At 45.6% G+C, this 17,744-nt stretch carries 11 protein-coding genes and 3 pseudogenes; all 14 read left to right on the forward strand.

From position 1 onward, the window contains the following. Nucleotides 1-312: 312 nt before the first annotated feature. The 14 genes and pseudogenes from xsc to AC0L66_RS05835 all read left to right on the forward strand — a co-directional run bounded on the left by xsc (nt 313) and on the right by AC0L66_RS05835 (nt 17,725). Nucleotides 313-2,127: pseudogene (gene xsc / locus AC0L66_RS05770) on the forward strand (sulfoacetaldehyde acetyltransferase). Between the two features lie 65 nt (nt 2,128-2,192). Further along, a complete protein-coding gene (locus AC0L66_RS05775; protein WP_473568691.1) occupies nt 2,193-3,095 on the forward strand; it encodes a YeiH family protein in 903 nt (300 codons plus the stop codon). Nucleotides 3,096-3,276: 181 nt separating this feature from the next. Then, the gene (locus AC0L66_RS05780) at nt 3,277-4,068 is read left to right on the forward strand and encodes an FRG domain-containing protein (protein ID WP_473568693.1); all 792 of its coding nucleotides are present in this window, start codon (nt 3,277-3,279) and stop codon (nt 4,066-4,068) included. 298 nt (nt 4,069-4,366) lie between these two features. Further along, nucleotides 4,367-4,792 (forward strand): nuclear transport factor 2 family protein, encoded by a 426-nt coding sequence (locus tag AC0L66_RS05785; protein ID WP_473568694.1) that lies wholly within the window; start codon nt 4,367-4,369, stop codon nt 4,790-4,792. An 88-nt stretch (nt 4,793-4,880) separates the two neighbouring features. Further along, complete coding sequence (locus AC0L66_RS05790) at nt 4,881-6,332, forward strand: NAD(P)/FAD-dependent oxidoreductase (protein ID WP_473568695.1); 1,452 nt, start codon at nt 4,881-4,883, stop codon at nt 6,330-6,332. A gap of 157 nt (nt 6,333-6,489) precedes the next feature. Next, a pseudogene (locus AC0L66_RS05795) lies at nt 6,490-7,492 on the forward strand (TRAP transporter substrate-binding protein). A gap of 122 nt (nt 7,493-7,614) precedes the next feature. Next, a complete protein-coding gene (locus AC0L66_RS05800) occupies nt 7,615-8,157 on the forward strand; it encodes a TRAP transporter small permease (RefSeq protein WP_473568697.1) in 543 nt (180 codons plus the stop codon). Between the two features lie 21 nt (nt 8,158-8,178). Next, nucleotides 8,179-9,521 (forward strand): annotated as a pseudogene (locus AC0L66_RS05805) (TRAP transporter large permease). An 11-nt stretch (nt 9,522-9,532) separates the two neighbouring features. After that, entirely contained in the window at nt 9,533-10,417 is an 885-nt protein-coding gene (locus tag AC0L66_RS05810; protein ID WP_473568700.1) for a cache domain-containing protein, read from the forward strand. A 411-nt stretch (nt 10,418-10,828) separates the two neighbouring features. Then, nucleotides 10,829-11,293: a toxin-activating lysine-acyltransferase gene (locus AC0L66_RS05815; protein WP_473568702.1), complete on the forward strand. Its 465-nt coding sequence runs from the start codon at nt 10,829-10,831 to the stop codon at nt 11,291-11,293. Between the two features lie 331 nt (nt 11,294-11,624). After that, complete coding sequence (locus AC0L66_RS05820; RefSeq protein ID WP_473568705.1) at nt 11,625-12,074, forward strand: hypothetical protein; 450 nt, start codon at nt 11,625-11,627, stop codon at nt 12,072-12,074. 1,273 nt (nt 12,075-13,347) lie between these two features. After that, complete coding sequence (locus AC0L66_RS05825) at nt 13,348-16,896, forward strand: hypothetical protein (protein ID WP_473568707.1); 3,549 nt, start codon at nt 13,348-13,350, stop codon at nt 16,894-16,896. Further along, nucleotides 16,856-17,368, forward strand: coding sequence for a hypothetical protein (locus tag AC0L66_RS05830; RefSeq protein WP_473568709.1), 513 nt, complete (start codon nt 16,856-16,858; stop codon nt 17,366-17,368). The genes AC0L66_RS05825 and AC0L66_RS05830 overlap by 41 nt, the downstream gene beginning before the upstream one ends. 60 nt (nt 17,369-17,428) lie before the next feature. Continuing rightward, complete coding sequence (locus AC0L66_RS05835; protein ID WP_428751633.1) at nt 17,429-17,725, forward strand: hypothetical protein; 297 nt, start codon at nt 17,429-17,431, stop codon at nt 17,723-17,725. Nucleotides 17,726-17,744 lie beyond the last annotated feature (19 nt).

Below are 17,744 nucleotides of genomic sequence, written 5' to 3' on the forward strand. Positions count from 1 at the left end.
AATGATAATGGTCGCAACCACGAAGTGGTTTCTGGTTCTGGCTATAGGTTTCTGGTTCTGGCAATAAGCTTGCGGTTCTGACTATAGGCTTTTGGTTTTGATTATAGAGACTCATTGGCGTAATTAACGACAAGTTTCGTACGAAAAACTATCAATAATGTGATCTGGTTTTATTTATTGGAATAATATGTTCCGTTTTGCATTAAAAATTTTGACGAACAAATTCACAGCAACTAAGGTGATTGTGAAGTGAAAAAGAGACGTTTTGTTCCGAAAATTGAAATTATTATCAGAAGTCAAGGAGAGCGAAGGATGAGCGAGCAAGAAAAAAGGACGGTTGTTTCCGGTATAACTACGATGACACCGTCGGAAGCATTTGTGGAAACCATGGTCGCGAATGATGTCACCGACATGTTTGGCATTATGGGGTCTGCATTTATGGACGCGATGGATATTTTTGCACCTGCTGGGATACGCCTCATTCCTGTGGTACATGAACAGGGCGCTGCTCACATGGCAGACGGCTACTCTCGTGTTTCTGGTCGTCACGGTGTGGTTATTGGTCAAAACGGACCGGGTATTAGTAATTGTGTGACGGCAATAGCAGCGGCATATTGGGCACATAGCCCTGTGGTTATTGTGACGCCGGAGACCGAGTACGAAAACGATGGGGCTAGGTGGGTTCCAAGAATGTAACCAACTTCCAATGTTCCAAGAGTTTACAAAATATCAAGGTCACGTTACTCACCCAGATCGAATGGCGGAATACACTGGTCGCTGTTTTGATCGTGCGATGAGTGAAATGGGGCCAACTCAACTTAACATTCCTCGTGATTATTTCTACGGAGAAAGCAAAACAGAAATTCCACAACCCGCACGACTTGACCGAGGGCCGGGTGGTGAAAAGTCACTGAATGAAGCCGCAGACCTGATTGCACAGGCGAAATTCCCAGTCATTATTTCTGGTGGTGGCGTGGTGATGGCGGATGCGGTTGAAGAGTGTGCTGCATTGGCAGAAAGACTCGGTGCCCCCGTCGTAAATAGTTATTTGCATAATGATTCTTTCCCAGCAAGTCATCCACTTTGGTGTGGCCCGCTTGGTTACCAAGGATCGAAAGCGGCGATGAAACTGATGTCTCAGGCTGACGTTGTCATTGCATTAGGTACGCGTTTAGGGCCATTTGGCACCTTGCCTCAGCACGGTATGGATTACTGGCCGAAAGATGCCAAGATCATTCAAATTGACGCTGACAATAAAATGCTAGGTTTGGTGAAGAAAATCTCTGTGGGCATTTGCGGCGACGCGAAAGCGGCTGCCGTGGCAATCACCCAACGATTGGAAGGCAGAAACCTTACCTGTGATGGCAATAAAGCGATCCGACTAGATACCGTGGCGACAGAAAAAGCGCAGTGGGAAAAAGAGTTGGATGAATGGACACATGAACGTGACCCTTTCAGCTTAGATATGATTGAAGAAAATGCCCAAGAAACGCCATTTTCTGGTGGCGAGTACCTGCACCCACGACAAGTGTTGCGAGAGTTAGAAAAAGCGATGCCTGAAGACGTCATGGTATCAACGGACATCGGTAACATTAACTCTGTTGCTAACAGTTACCTGCGATTTGAAAAACCACGAAGCTTTTTTGCTGCGATGAGCTTTGGTAACTGTGGTTATGCGTTCCCAACCATCATAGGTGCGAAAGCCGCTGCGCCTCATCGCCCAGCGATTTCTTATGCGGGTGATGGAGCATGGGGGATGAGTTTAATGGAAACCATGACGGCAGTCCGTCATAACATTCCTGTGACAGCGGTTGTTTTCCATAACAGACAATGGGGAGCGGAAAAGAAAAACCAAGTGGATTTCTATAACCGCCGCTTCGTTGCTGGCGAGCTTGAGAATGAAAGCTTTGCTGAAATCGCTCGAGCAATGGGCGCGGAAGGCATTACCGTCGACAAACTTGAAGATGTCGGTCCGGCACTGCAAAAAGCGATTGATATGCAGATGAACGAAGGTAAAACCACCATTCTTGAAATCATGTGTACGCAAGAATTGGGGGACCCGTTCCGCCGTGATGCACTCTCCAAACCTAGGTGCGCTTCTTAGACAAATACAAAGACTACGTCTAAGTCGGGTAGGGGATATCCGGCCAGGGTTGGCCGGATAGTTTGCAAGTTGCATGGTGGGAATGAGCATGTCAAAAGCGGTAGTTTCAAAATCAGTACAAATGCCAAGAAATCTATATCTAGAATCGGCAACGATTGCTCCAGGGCTACTGTTAAGTATTGTGATTGCAGCAGCGGCGACATTTGTTTCTGATCATTATGGTGGCCCAAAGTTTCTTTATGCCTTGTTACTGGGTATTTCATTGCACTTTTTGTCTGAGCATGGGAAGTGTGTGGCGGGCATTGAATTTGCCGCTAAAAAGTTAGTACGTATTGGCGTGGCCTTGCTTGGAGTCAGGATTGCATACAGCGATGTCGCAACAATAGGGCTTCAGGGTGTGGGTGTTTTGGCGGGTGCGGTGGTATTAACTATTTGTTTTAGCATGATATTAGCCAGATTATTACGTGTGCCTGGGCCTTTCGCCCTGCTTGCTGGAGGAGCGACTGGGATCTGCGGTATTTCGGCAGCGATGGCGATTTCATCTACAATGCCACAAACCAAAGAGAATGAGCAGTTCACTTTGATGACGGCTATAGGCGTCGCGGCGTTTTCTACGCTGGCAATGGTGACGTATCCATTAGTCGTGACCTCGTTGGGTTTGACGCCAGCGGAAGCTGGGATGTTTTTAGGTGGTTCGATTCATGATGTGGCACAAGTCGTTGGCGCGGGTTTTATGCTGTCTACTGAGGTTGGTGATGCGTCAACACTGGCTAAAATGTTTAGAGTGGCGATGTTAATGCCAGTCATTGTGGTGTTAGCGCTGTCGGTGCGATTCACCCGAGCATCAGAGGGGAATGTCACAAAGCTGTCCACCCCCATTATCCCATTTTTCTTATTGGTGTTTATTGTACTGGTTGTGGCCAATAGTTTTCATCTTGTGCTTAGGTATCCGCGGTGGATACGATGTCGGACGCTTCTAAATGGTGTTTAGTGATATCAATAGCAGCATTGGGAGTGAAAACATCGTTTGAAAAATTATTTTCGCTAGGTTGGAAACCAATCGCATTACTGTTTTCAAATACGGTGTTCATAGCGGGGTATGTATTAACGGTTATCTATTTACAAAGATAATGTTATGCCCGATATAGTTAAGGTTAGGTTGGAGTGTAGCAATGATTAATCGATATAAAGTTGAATCTATAATTGAGTATAAATTACTTATCGCCTCTCTTTCCTTACATGATGATATTTTAATATTTCGACCTTATGCGAATAATAAAGATACACTAACGCCTGAAATTAATAATGTAAGTGAGTTTCTTTTATCAAAAGAAAAGGATGTGCTATCCGCAGTGCTTACTTATGGGAATAATATATTTAATGTTAATGGGAGTAATAACTGGCGGTTATTGTGCGTAGCTAAGCAGCTTGGATTTGATACCCGGTTATTAGAATGGACCAGCGATGCCCTCAAGGCGCTTGGGTTAGTCGCTCAAGATGGCGGTTTGGATGCTATTTGTGTATTCAAGGTCAAGTCGTCACGGTTAGTTTGCTTTACGCAGTGCCATGAGAGGATTAAACAAACCCAAGTGTTTAAGTCTCAAGATTGCAATATGGATGAAGAGGATGGCGATAAGTGGTTTAGCTGTCACCCTATCATCAATGACCAGGTGATTTCGTTGGGTGATGAGTTGGAAAATGAAGCGCTACTGGGTGTGATTTATTTGTCTGATTCGTTTTGTAATGAACTACGAAAACGACAAATACACACACAAATAGACGAGTTTAATATGAGTGTTATGCCAAAGGAGGAAATACAAATGAAGGATAATTACACCAAATTAAGAGAGATTGAAGAAGCAAAAGAGGAAGAGTTTCAAGAGTTGGATTCAAATACATCTGATCCAATGGAGACGCTCGAGCAGTATGGGAGAAAATACCATGCTGATTTTGATTTTGATTAGAAATAATGAGTGAATAATAATAAAAAACATGGTTATAAACACTTGTTTGAATATAAAGGTGTTCATTTAGAATTAACAGGAATATACGACTAAATACTGGGTCTAAATCGTTAAAAAACTCTCAAATGTGTGAGGTTGAGGTTTGAATGTGCGGTAGCAAATGGATACATTTAATAAATGTTAATAATTTGTAAATAGGTCAGTTATTTAGATTAAATAGTCTAGATTTTCCAACTGATAAATACATCGATTCCAAGTGATAAAAACTCAAAAATACGTGAAAGAAAGGAATACGGATATGAACATGCAAACAGGAATAATTCAGGAAGTTATGGATGATCAAGTGGATGTGACGTTTTTACAGTCATTCAGTGATGCTTGGAACAATCATGATATTGAAGCGTTGATGAGCTTTATTACCGATGACTGTGTGTTTCATACCGTAGCGGGTGATGGGGTTCTAGGTAATACCATTGAGGGTCGAGAGAACGTCAGAAAAAGTTTTGAGCTAGTGTGGAAGAACTTCCCGGATGCCGCTTGGTCAGACCCTAGCCATTTTGTTTGTGGTGATCGCGCGGTATCCGAATCTACATTTTCTGCGACCAACCCTGACGGTGGTGTGATTGAAGCAAGAATGGTGGATGTCTTTACCCTCAAAGATGGCAAGATCAGTGTCAAGAATGCGTTTCGAAAAACACGCCCAGTGATTGCGGCCAGAGCATGATGCTCGTGATGAACACATCTATCCACGCAGTCTTGCGAGCGACCTATCAGTGTGACTTGCGTGTCAGTATATCAAGGAGGGTGAAGTTATGAGTGTAGTCATTGAGCAGCCTGTACCTGACGCCATTGATCGTCAGTCACCAAGTACGCAAGCTAAAGAGCATTACGATCCACAGTACGATCCGCTAAAGGATAACAGCCCAGGGTGTGGCAAAGAATACGCGCCTACTTATTGGGTTGATACCGCCGGAGAGCCACCGGAAGATGACGGACCTATCGTGAAAGATATGGAAGCGGAAGTGGTTATTATTGGTTCTGGATATACCGGTTTAAGCACGGCGATCCATCTTGCTGAAATGTATGGCATTAAAGCAATGGTAATTGAAGCAAACCGTGCGAGTTGGGGTTGCAGTACCCGAAATGGCGGGCAGGCACAGTGCGCAACTGGTCGATTAAAGCGCTCACAGTGGATTGCCCGTTGGGGTTTAGACACCGCGCTTAAAATGCATCAAGAATGCCTAGACGGAATGGAGACGTTTAAGGCGCTGATTAAAGACATTGATTGCGATGCACAGCATGGTGGACATCTATACATTGCTCATCGCCCTAAGGTGATGCGAACGCTGGAAAAAGAAGCCAAGTTATTGCGTGAGACATTTAATTACAATGCGCAAATTCTCGACGCAGCGACGGTAAAGCGTGAGTATGTCGATGATGAAGAAGCCGCGGGTGCTATGCATGAGCCCGAGGGAATCGGGATACATGCTGGCAAGTTGGCCTTTGGTTACTTAAAAAAAGCACGAGCATTGGGAGTCAAAGTTCATCCCTCTAGCCCTGTATTAGGCTGGGAAACTCGTGGTGGAATGCATTATATCAAGACCCCGAATGGCACTGTCACTGCAAAAAATGTGGGTGTCTGTACTGGCGGTTATACCAGTCAGGGCCTGCACTCTGAACTGAAAAATCGGCTGCTCCCTGTTTTGTCTAATTCCATGGTGACGCGCCCGTTAACCGAAGACGAAATAGCGGCCTGTAATTTTAAAACCAACCAGGTGATTACCGACACCCGTGTGCTGCGTCACTACTATCGTTTATTGCCGGATAACCGTGTGCAAATTGGGACCCGTAGTGCTATTTCAGGCCGCGACGCGCCGAACCAAAAATATGAAGACATGCTAAAAGCGGATTTGGCAAAAAAATTCCCAGCTTTAAAAGGGATTCAGATTGACTACTCATGGTGGGGTTGGGTCGATGTGAGTCATGACATGATGCCAAGAATTTATCAGCCTAACCCCAATGAAACCATTTTCTATGCGTTGGGTTATGGCGGTAATGGCGTCATGTACTCTGCTCAGGCAGGCAAAAGGTTGGCGCAGTGGATTGGAGGTGAAGGGCATGAACTCAACCTGCCTATTTTTGAATCCAAGCTGCCATTTCCAAATATACAAGAAGTGGTTGAGTCAGAGTTCTTTGCGCCGTTTCGACGCGTAGGGCAACACTTTCTTTACCAATGGTATCAGTTAAAAGATGAGGTGCTTTAGGCTCCGGCCGATGACATCTAATAGATAGAGGGCATCCCCTGTCAGCAAGAATTTGTTTCCATCAATAGGGAAGTAACGACGACCAGGATTGTTGTACCAGGTCACCTTAAAAGCAATGTACAGAATAATAGATGTACACATAATAAAGGTTAAGACTATGACATTTACAAAGAACAAACTCGTAGCCACTGTTGCCATTATGGCGACGACGTTCATGTCGCACAGCGCTATTTCAGCGACATTTAAAATGGCTATTGGTGATGCCGCGGGCGGTACACAATGGGAGCTCGGAACGAAATTCACTGAGTTGATGGAAGAGAAAACCGATGGGCAGGTCAAGATCGACCTATTTCCAAACGGTCAATTGGGCAATGAGCAAGATACGGTCAATGATGCTGCGATCGGATTACTCGATTTTTCAATCCTCGCCATTAACAATGTGACGCCTTTCTCTCCAACCGTTGGCTTGCTGACAATGCCTTACGTCATTCAAAGTGCTGAAGAAGCGGTATTGTTGACGCAAGGAGAGGTAGGTCAGGAGTTGGTAGAAAATACCATTCGTGATGCCAACGTACGTGTGGTTGGTTGGGCATATTCTGGTTTCCGAGTCATCACCAATTCGAAAAAGCCTAGTGGCGTCGCCTGAAGATCTAAAAGGTCTTGTTATTCGAGTACCTCGTAACGAAATAATGATTGCTTCTTATCAGGCATGGGGTGTGAACCCAACGCCAATGGCTTGGTCTGAAACCTTTACTGGCTTGCAGCAAGGTGTGGTTGACGGGCAAGACAACCCTTATATCACGGTCTACGCAATGAAGTTTAACGAAGTACAAAAATACGTCACGAACGTGCGCTATATCTTCTCTCTAGAGCCACTTATTGTCAGTGAGTCCGTTTTCCAGCAACAATCTGCTGAAATGCAAAAAACCATTTTGGAAGCGGGTCAAGAGGCGACTGAGCACAGTTTTGCGTACCTACAAGAAACGGAAAGTAAGATCCGTAAAGAGTTAGAAATGAAAGGCATGGTGTTTACCGACCCTGCGAATGGTGAGAAAGAGTGGATCGAAAAGGTCACAACCAAAGTTTGGCCTAAGTTCTACACCAGCATTGGTGGTAAAGACAAACTTGATAATGTTCTGGAGTTGTTAGGTAGAAAGTAACCATAGGACTAGCGCTGTCTAGCAGTGTCCCCTGCTGCTAGACAGCGTGATTACATGCCTACTCAATAACGTTTTGAAATTAGAGCGATTGGTTGTCATGTAGAACATAAAAAGGAGGCTATATGTCGGTCGCAAACACAATAAAAAAACACCTAAATAATACCGAGGAATACGCATGCTGCTTATTGTTAGCAAGCTTTGTTTTACTGTTATTTAGTCAAATTATTACTCGTCAGTTCTTTGATTATTCGATTCCCTGGGGAGATGAAGTCGCCACGTATATGTTTGTTTGGTTTGCCTACCTTGGCGCCGTCGTTGCGGCCAAAATGTCGGCGCATAACCGAGTGAGTTTTCATTTCAAATTTTTCCCACCAATCGTAAAAACCGTCAGTGAGACCATTGCTGACTTACTCTGGTTAGCTTTCAATGGCTATTTTGTTTATCTAAGCTATGACTTTGTTTTTAATAAAATGAATCTCTTTTGGAAGTCTCAAACTACAGGCATTCCAATGAAATACTTCTATATGATTTTGCCGATTGCGTTTTCGTTAATGATGGTTCGAATCCTCTGGAACAACTATGAGCGCTTGTTTAAAGGGGCTGAAAACGAAGACCCAGAAGCGAAAGAGTTGCGAAAAATGACCATGCAAAAAAACCTGCCTTAACGAAACGGAAGAGACATTACTATGGAAGCTTATTTAACTCTGATTCTTTTTGGTGGCTTTTTATTCCTACTTATCCTAGGTGCACCGATCACGGTGTCTTTAGCTGGCGCTTCGATGGCCGCTTACTTGATACTGGATAAAAATCCCATTGCCTTGGTACAAATCGCTTTTACGTCGGTTGGTAATTTTCCCCTAATGGCGTTGCCTGCGTTCGTGTTGGCTATAGCGCATTAATGGAAGCGGCTGGGATTTCCAAACGGTTGGTGGATATTGCCGAAAGTCTGGCAGGGCCAGTGACGGGCGGGCTAGGCGCCGCCACGGTGATGGCATGCTTATTTTTTGGTGCTATTTCAGGCTCTGGCCCTGCAACAACAGCAGCGGTTGGCATGTTAATGGTGCCAGCGATGGTCAAGAGAGAGTATGACAGAAGTTATGCATCGGCGGTGACGGCAGCCTCTGGGGGACTTGGGATTATTATTCCACCGTCAATACCTTTGGTGATCTTCGGTATTTCATCGATGGGGTTGATGGCACCACCAGAAGCCATTGCTTTACACGGACAGTTTGCTTCTTTATCCATTCCGAAATTGTTTGTGGCGGGCGTTGTGCCGGGGTTGATTATGGCCTCTACCTTAGTCATGACCAATTATATGATTGCTAAGCGCGAAGGGTATCGGGGGCTGTCTGAAAACTGGTCCTTTGATGAAGTTAAAGTGTCGATAAAGCGCGGGTTGTGGTCGATATTGGCGCCGTTTTTGATTCTTGGTGGTATTTATACTGGCATGTTTACCCCAACAGAGTCAGCGGTTGTCGCTATTTTCTACTCGTTGTTTGTTGGTGTGTTTATTCACCGAGAGTTGTCATTTAAAAACATCTTAAAGTCGCTTTCTACAACAACATGGATCACGGGTAGAGTACTGCTGATTTTGTTTGCGGCAACAGTATTTGGCCGTCTGCTAATTGAGCAAAAGATCCCTGTGATTGTTGCGGAGTCTTTGCTTGGCTTTACCGATAATATGTATCTGGTATGGGCGCTCACAATCATGTTGCTGTTGTTTATTGGTATGTTTATGGAAACCCTTGCCGCCATTATGATCATTGTGCCTGTTCTATTGCCGATTATGTACATGTTGGGCGCTGATCCGACACATGTGGGAATTGTTATCGTCTGCACGTTATCGATTGGTTTTGCAACCCCGCCGCTGGGGGAAAATATCTTTGTAGCGTCAGGGATAGGAGGGGCTACCGTGGAACAAATTACCGCTAAGATTCACCCGTTTGTGGTGGCGTCTATTGTCGGCGTTTTTGTTATCGCTTTCTTCCCGAAAATAAGCCTGTGGTTACCGTCTATGGTGGGTTACTAGGAGATAATACATTGAAAATACGACAAATTATAAAGACGATCATTGCGTTTTGGTTGGTGTTAGTCAGTCTAAACCTTCGCGCTGAAGAGGCGACGAATGTTTTGGAGATCAGTGAGCCGCATGTTTCGACAGAAGCCGAGTTAAGAACCAAAACGCTACTGGCAAAGGCGGTGCTTCATGTACAGGTTAATGGTGATGAAAGTGTGGAAGATTTTTCACGTGATGCACAATTTACGGATGGGGAGCTGTATGTGTTTGCAGTAGGCATTGACGGAGAATTTCTCGCCAGTGGTGGCTCGTCTATGGTGCTTATTGGCGACAGTGTACTGGATACGCAGGATGTTTACGGTAAACCCTTTTTTCGTGAAATGCTTTCTAAGGCAGTGCACAGCGGTTTTGGTGAAGTGGAATATCATTGGACGAACCCTACCGATAGAATGGGCGAACCAAAGCGAACGTTTTTTGAACGTGTAGGGGATGTCATTGTCGCGGTTGGTTATTACCCAGAGCGTTCAAGTTCGGCAGAAGCTAAGCGCCTCCTTGCTCGCGCAATGACCGCAATGGTCAAATCGGAGCAGCAAAGCATCGCAGCATTTAACGATATTGATGGGGACTTCGTCGAAGGTGATCTCTATGTGTTTGTTTTGGATATGAACTCAGGTAAGTTTCTTGCCCATGGGACTTCACCAGAGCTCATCGGGCTATCGCATAATGAGATACTAAGCCCTGATAATAAACCGATTATCACCGAGATGCTCAAGCTAGCACGAGAGAATGGTCGAGGAGAGTACTCGTATCGTTGGCTTAATCCGCTCTCAAGTGAAGTAGAGAACAAACATACCTATTACCGAGTCATCGATAATAAATTGGTCGCGGTAGGCTATTACACTCGATGAGTTAATCTCTGCTGACTGTCATACATCGCCGTTATCGAGACACGATTATAAGTGTTTCGATAACGGGTGATTACATTCCCCACAAGAAGAGCGTAATTGGGTAGGTTTACGATTGACGCCCATGCTTTAGCTGAAATTAACGATATAACGACCGTCGCTTTCTCTAGCGCCTTTTATCAATATCAGTCTCTTTAGAATCCCATGTAACCTCGCTCTCGAGTTTTTACTTCAAACGTCTTTCTGATCTGTATTTACCAGTACCAATAGTCTCATATACATCTTTTTTGATGATCCTGATCACTAAAAACAAAACATTTCGTCTCATAATATAGTTATTTATTGAGTGTGGGCGCATAAGTTACTAACAATAGGGATGGATGGTGAATATTTAAACAAGTTCTGAGAGGGTATATGAAGCTAGAGCGTCCATATATGAATGAGAAAGAGATGCAGCTTATTGGTGAAGTCTCATGGTTGCTATTGCAATCAGAAGTACATCGAGATTATCCCCTGCATGTTCTGGAAAGTCGTTTTTTGAATGCAATAAGAATGGGGCAATGTCGATTTTTCTATGATGAGCAAGGTCCCATTGGCATTGTGACTTGGGCACAAGTTACCCGCGAGTGGCATGAAAAGCTTACTGACGACGATGTCTGGCTACCGGAGGTGGAATGGAATAGGGGTAACTACCTTTGGTTCATGGACTTTGTTGCTCCATTTGGAAATTGCACCGCGATTCGAAGAAGTTTGAGCCAGCAGTTTAGTCATAAAGATCAAGCCTGGTGTCGACGTCTTGGCGCTGGTACTAAGGCCGATAGGGTATTTAAACATCGGAAAGGGCATGTTGAACATAGTGGTGTTAGTTATTTGAATTGATCGGGTGCTTTGGGGTGAAACCGATGACACTGCACGCGTCAGTACGCAGAAAGTAGCGAGTGTGTTTAAAACAACAGAAGGAAAATGAAATGGGAACGCGAAATTATCAAGGTGGTAATGGCGCAGATAGGCTTCATGCCTAGGTCACGCCACGCATAAAAGCATTATTTCAGGAGGGGGAGGAAATGATGACCTCAGTGCTGGACATACAACTTGGGAATCATGGATCTATGCCGGAGACGGTAACGATGTCATTGGTAACTATAACAAAGCACTGAACCAAATTTATATCTGGGATGGTGCCGATGATGATTATGTCAATGTTGGCGCGGTGAACGTCAATATCTATGCGAGCTCGGGTAACGATACCTATAAAGTGACGTCTGGTAGCAATGTTTACATTGAGCTTGGTACCGGAGAAAAAGACGTGACGGTCAACTATGTCGGATCTAAAGCAACATTGGTCGAAAAAGGTACGTGGTATGACCGTGACATTAATGTTAAGTCCGCGAATACCAGTGTAACCACGGGGTATGGTAACGACACGATATACGCCTTTGGGACCTTTAATTGCAAAGTGGAAACGTGGGGCGGGAACAATAATATTATCGCCGAAGGTGCGGGGGTCAGTGTGAAATCCGGTAGTGGTCACGATACGATCTATACCAGTGCGGTTTCTTCGTATATTCACAGTGGTGATGGTGATGATTGGATCGTCTCGAAAGGCGCGTCGGTAACGGCACATACTGGCTGGAATGGGAATAATTACGTTTATGCCTAGGTGGTGCTCATGCGGATGTATGGATCGGCAATGGGCACGATGAAGTTGATGCTCGAGGCATTTACGCCAAGGTTCGCACCGAAGGTGGTAACGATATTATCAACATTAATGCGGTTGGTGCCACCGTTCATGCTGGTAGTGGTAACAACAAGTTGTACATCCGTGCGGCGGGCGCAAATATTACGGCGGGCAATGGGCATGATTATGCCTACGTTGGCGCTGGGGTTGGGTTGGTTGATTTAGGTCACGGCAACAATACAGTGGATTATCACGCGGTTGGTGGCACAGTCAGAGTGGGCAATGGTAATGACAGAGTGAATGTGCGTGCCGTGGGTGTCGGTATGAATGTGGGGGAAGGGAATAATCATCTCGATGTTCGTGCGGCGGGTGCCAATATTACTGCGGGTAACGGTCACGATTACGCTTATGTCGGAGCGGCGGTTGGTTTACTAAATCTAGGTCACGGTAATAATACGGTGGATTTTCATGCCATTGGTGGTGAAGTTCGCGTTGGTGATGGAAATGACCGAATTAATGTTCGTGCTGTTGGTGTCAATATCGACGCTAAGGGCGGGAATAACCACATTGATGTACGTGCCGCGGGAGCTCGTATTACGGCAGGTAATGGTAATGATTATGCCTATGTCGGTGCGGGGGTAGGGCTACTTGACCTTGGTGAAGGTAACAATCACGCCGTGTTGCATGCCGCCGGAGGCAATGTCTTTGTTGGAGATGGTGATGACCGAATTGAAGTAAAAGCGATAGGTGTCAAGATTGATGCTAAGCATGGTAACAACACTATTTTAGTGAGTGCGGCGGGTGCTGAAATTACCAGTGGCAATGGTAATGATGTGATTGATTCGCTCTCGGTCGGCGGTCAGTCGATTAACTCAGGAAACGGCAATGATGTCATTAAAGCTTACGGTGGCGTGAATGTGGTTTCTGCGGGATGGGGCAATAACACGATCGATGCACGAGGTGGGATGAACGTGGTGCAGGTTGCCCATGATAACAATACCATCCACAGTGCTGGTGGCCTTAACGTGGTATTAGCGGGTCATGGACGAAATACCATTGATGCCTTTGGTGGTGGAAACTTCGTGTTTTCAGGCAATGGTCGCAATACGATTCATGCGGCAGGCGCGTTGAATATTGTCTTTGCTATGACGATGGAAAAAATGTCATTCGAGCGGAAGGTGGTTTTAATATCATTGGCACGGGTAATGGCGGCGGCTCAGGCGCTTCTTCTGTTGGACAGGTTGCTCACGGCGAAGTGGCAGGCAATGAAATCCGTGCTTATAGCTTCGGTAATTTCATTTTGTCAGGCGATGGCGACGACAAAATTCGAGCTGGGGGGTTACTGTCAATTGTCACTGAGGATGGTGATGACTTTGGCAAGGATACAGGGGTCGATCATCTTAAAAATTTAGCCAACGTAACAAGTGCAGGAAATATTGTACTGGCGGGCGAAGGCAACAATGTAGTGAAAGTATACGGCGGAGGTAATTTAGTTCAAACGGGGTCAGGTAACGATCTCATTGTCGCGTTTGGTTATGCGAATATGATCATTGCAGGAAATGGCACCAATGACATTACCACGCTTGGGGCTTACAACATTGTTTGGGGCGGCTCGGGCGACGACACGTTATGTACGATGGGCGATTCAAACATCTTTATTGCTGGTGACGGGAATAACACCATGACAGCAATAGGATTGAATAATGTCTTCCTTGGTGCTGGTGGCAATGATGATGTCATGGTGGCTGGTGCAAACAATATTTTGGTCATGGGCGGGGGCGACAACATCGCCGTTGCGGTAGGCGGCAATAATATTTTCCAAGGCGCCAGCGGTAACGACGCATTTATTGGTCTAGGAAATGTCAACGCTATGCTTGCGGGTAATGGTGACAACTTTATGGTTGGCGTTGGGATGAAAAACCTGTTCTGGGCAGGCGATGGTAATGATGTGATGGTCGCGCTAGGACAGTTGAATGTCATGCTGGCTGGTGACGGTGAAAATGATGTCATTGTGGCAGGCATGGACAACATTGTTCTGACGGGCAGTCAGGATGATGCGGTTGCCGCGCTTGGCACGAAAAATATCATTTCTACGGCTTCGGGTAACGATACCATTTATGCCTTTGGGTATTCGAATTTCGTTCATGCAGGCGGAGGGAATGATGTCGCGATTCTAGCGGGGCGTTACAACGTCGCCTTGACGGGGTGGGGCAATGATATTGTGGCTGCTGTTGGACAGCATAATATTTTACTGACCGAAGGCGGTGACGACGTTGTGCTTTCGGTTGGTCAAAATAATGTGGTTCTATCGGGAAGTGGTAACGATACGATAGCGGCATTTGGTAAGGAAAACTGGATAGCTTCAGGTGGTGGTGCAGATATCATTTTAGCCGTTGGTAAACGCAACATGATCGCTGCAGACAATGAGATTACCTTTTCAACAGAAGAAATTACAGAGCTTAAAAAAGGGACTGAAAATATGTTCCAAGAGAAGGATGACAAAGGTGAGCGTAGTGGTGATCCTGTAAAAGGAACGCTGGGTTCAGCAAGCTTTGAAGCTGAAATGAAAATGAGTGGCAACTTCAATTTGCTATTCCCAGAGATGGACTTCTCCGATCCAAGTGTCCCGGATTGGAAGACCCCATCATTGACGATTCCTCAGTATGACTTTGATATCCCACCTATCCCTGCATTGAAATCGGCGCCTTCATACCAATATGGTTCGCTTGGCAACTATGGCTTACCCGAAATTCATTTACCTACTATCAGTACACCGGAAATAGAGATACCGAGTATCACGTTGCCGTCACTTTGCATGCCATCACTGAGTGGATTTGGAGTGGAAGTCGATAGCCTTGATTTGGAGTTAACGTACGAATTGGATGTGAATTCATCAATATTCAGTGGTGCGGACTCGATGCTAGGTGACCTATTTGGTTACGAGTCGGGCGGAGGACAAAGTAGAAACATTCTTAACTCCCAAGCCGAGTTTAAGCCAAGGTTGAATGATAATGGTGCGTTCTTAAATATGTATACCTATCAATCGGCTGATTTGGGCGACATTGATACGGCAACGAAAGGGGCGTCTGACAATTATTTCCTTTACGGCGACGAGGACACCCCTGCCGAAGCTGGTACAGACAATCACTTGATCAATGAAACATCGGTTGGGCAATGGACAACACCGGATGACTTTGAACTTAAACACACTGAGACCACATCTGGAGGTGGTGGCGGTTCTACCGGAACCGACTCGACGACCTATACCACGGTCAAGCTCCCAACATTGCATTTACCTGAGATAAAAGTGCCAGAATTCAATCTTAACGGTTTTGACTTGTCAGGATTTAGTTTATTTGGCACGGCCTTGAGTGGGCGTGAGTTCTATGGTTTCAAGGTTCCAAACTTTGAAATCCCAGAATTTGGTGTTCCTGACTTTAGCTTGGGTGACTACACCGATATGGATGCACTGACACTGCCTGCTCAGGCCATCAATATACCCGCATTTTCTATTCCTAATGTGATTGGGATTGATTGGTCTGAACGGCTGCCTTCTTTTGACAATAATTACCACCTACTTCAAGAAAATGAAGCGGGAGACTGGGGGGATGTCATGTTGGCGCTTGGGGATACCAACCGACTGATGGGAGGTCGTGGTGACGACGTCGCGATTGGCGTTGGCCGAGAAAACGTTGTTTATACCGGCCGAGGTAATGATATTGCCCTCATGGTTGGCGCAGAAAATACTTGGCGTGATGACTACGGTGCAAATATTGCGTTGGCGATCGGCGGGACAAACACGCTCGCGGGTGGTGTTGATAATGATGTGCTGGTGGCGATAGGCAATGAAAATAACCTGTCAGGCGGCATTGGCGAAAACCTCATGGCAGCGATAGGCAACAAAAATACGATTACCGGCGATACCTCCCCTGGCATGCCGGGCGATACGCCTAAAAACGTCATCTTTGCGCTGGGTAATGAAAACACCGTTAAAGGTGGCTTTGCTACGACAACAGCCGTGGTTGTGGGTAGAAAAAATACCGTTAAGACGACCTTTAAAGACGACTATATCGTTTCTATCGGTGTGGAAAATGACGTCGCGCTTCACAAGGGTAAGGATGTAGCGTTTGTCATGGGCATCGATAATAAAGTCTATGGTGACGCCGTCGACCAGTTCGGTTCTGATAGTGATGTCATTGTTGCGGCTGGATTGCGCAATATGATAGACGGTGGAGGTGGTAATGATGGCTTGTTTGCGGGTGGTTTATTTAATCATGTGGTGGCCGGTAACGGTGATGACTTAGTGGTCTCGATGGGCAGTAAGTCACTGGTCAGCGGTGGCAGCGGTAATGATGTTATTGCGACGATTGGCGGCGCTAATACCGTAACCGCTGGTTTAGGTGACGATTTTGCTATCAATCTAGGCTTAGCCAATGTTGTCTCGATGGGAGAAGGCAACGACACGGTACTTAATATTGGTCTCGCAGGTGTGACTTCTGGTGGCGAAGGGAACGATGTATTCCTTGATCTGGGCTGGGAGACGTTTGACTTACTTACCTCTAGTGGCGCAACCATTATTAACAAAGTATTGGGTGGGTTGACCGACTTTATGGGCAATGTTGTCAGCACCTTTGGTGGTGACAAACAAGATAGCATCGCTTCTTTGCTTAGTTTTGATGACCAATCGGTGTCATTGGGTAACGTCGGTAACGATGTGTTTGTCTCGGGCTTTGGCCGCTCTCAAGTCACAGGAGGCACCGGGAGTGATAGCTATCGATTTACCTTGGGAAGTGGTAGGTTTTGATATTTATGAATCGGATACGCCCAATGAAGTCGACACGCTGTTTATCAACTCCAACTCGACGCAAAACGACGTGGTTTTTTCTTTGGATAACTTGGTGTTATCTACAGATTATACAAACTTGGACGTTGTCTTTGATGGTCAGTCTGTCGCTGAGATTGGTCTTAATAACTGGGGGGATAACGATGTCTTTAATGTTGAAGGGTTAGCTAACCTTAGCTTTAGTCAACTTAAGCAGCATTGGGACAATATGGACGCATCGGTATCAGAGCAGTTAAGAGGTTTTGATGCCTTTGATTCTGCGTCTGCACTTGAAGAGGGCGCACAAGCTACCATTGCTTGGCTCAATGATGGCGAAGCTGGAAAAGTCGATTTCGGCGACATCAATGATGGTTTATCGAATATGGTCGATAGCATTATTGGTGATATGCACGATTCGAAAACAAAAATTGATAGCGCAGTAGGACTTGCGTGATCGGGAGCCTAGCTCGGTTATTGAGCTAGGCATTTTTTTATCTAGTAAGGAAATTAAATCATGGCAGATCAACATTATATTGATGGCATTGAAAATGTCGCGATCATTGCAGGGAATATTCGAATGGACTTTTATACGTTTGCAGTTGACCCAGAAACAAGCGGTAAGGAGCCGCCAAAAGAGCATAATTTACGTTTAGTGATGTCTCCGGATGCGTTTTTACGCAGCTGGCAAACTCATGCACAACTGCTGGAAGAACTGAAAAGTCGCGGGCTAGTAACAGAAAAACAAGCGAATACCGAACCTGAAGTCACTGAAGATCAGCCAGCCGCTAACCTTGCCCCGAGCTTTAGTTAAAAGGAGAGGATATGAACAC

The sequence above is a fragment of the Vibrio sp. GJ43-1 genome, from assembly GCF_055808835.1.

Bases quoted from the DNA above. Each gene is read 5' to 3' on its own strand.
- AC0L66_RS05815 (WP_473568702.1), top strand. From the start codon at position 10,829: ATGAAGCTAGAGCGTCCATATATGAATGAGAAAGAGATGCAGCTTATT.
- AC0L66_RS05785 (WP_473568694.1), top strand. From the start codon at position 4,367: ATGAACATGCAAACAGGAATAATTCAGGAAGTTATGGATGATCAAGTG.
- AC0L66_RS05835 (WP_428751633.1), top strand. From the start codon at position 17,429: ATGGCAGATCAACATTATATTGATGGCATTGAAAATGTCGCGATCATT.
- AC0L66_RS05790 (WP_473568695.1), top strand. From the start codon at position 4,881: ATGAGTGTAGTCATTGAGCAGCCTGTACCTGACGCCATTGATCGTCAG.
- AC0L66_RS05800 (WP_473568697.1), top strand. From the start codon at position 7,615: ATGTCGGTCGCAAACACAATAAAAAAACACCTAAATAATACCGAGGAA.
- AC0L66_RS05780 (WP_473568693.1), top strand. From the start codon at position 3,277: ATGATTAATCGATATAAAGTTGAATCTATAATTGAGTATAAATTACTT.
- AC0L66_RS05775 (WP_473568691.1), top strand. From the start codon at position 2,193: ATGTCAAAAGCGGTAGTTTCAAAATCAGTACAAATGCCAAGAAATCTA.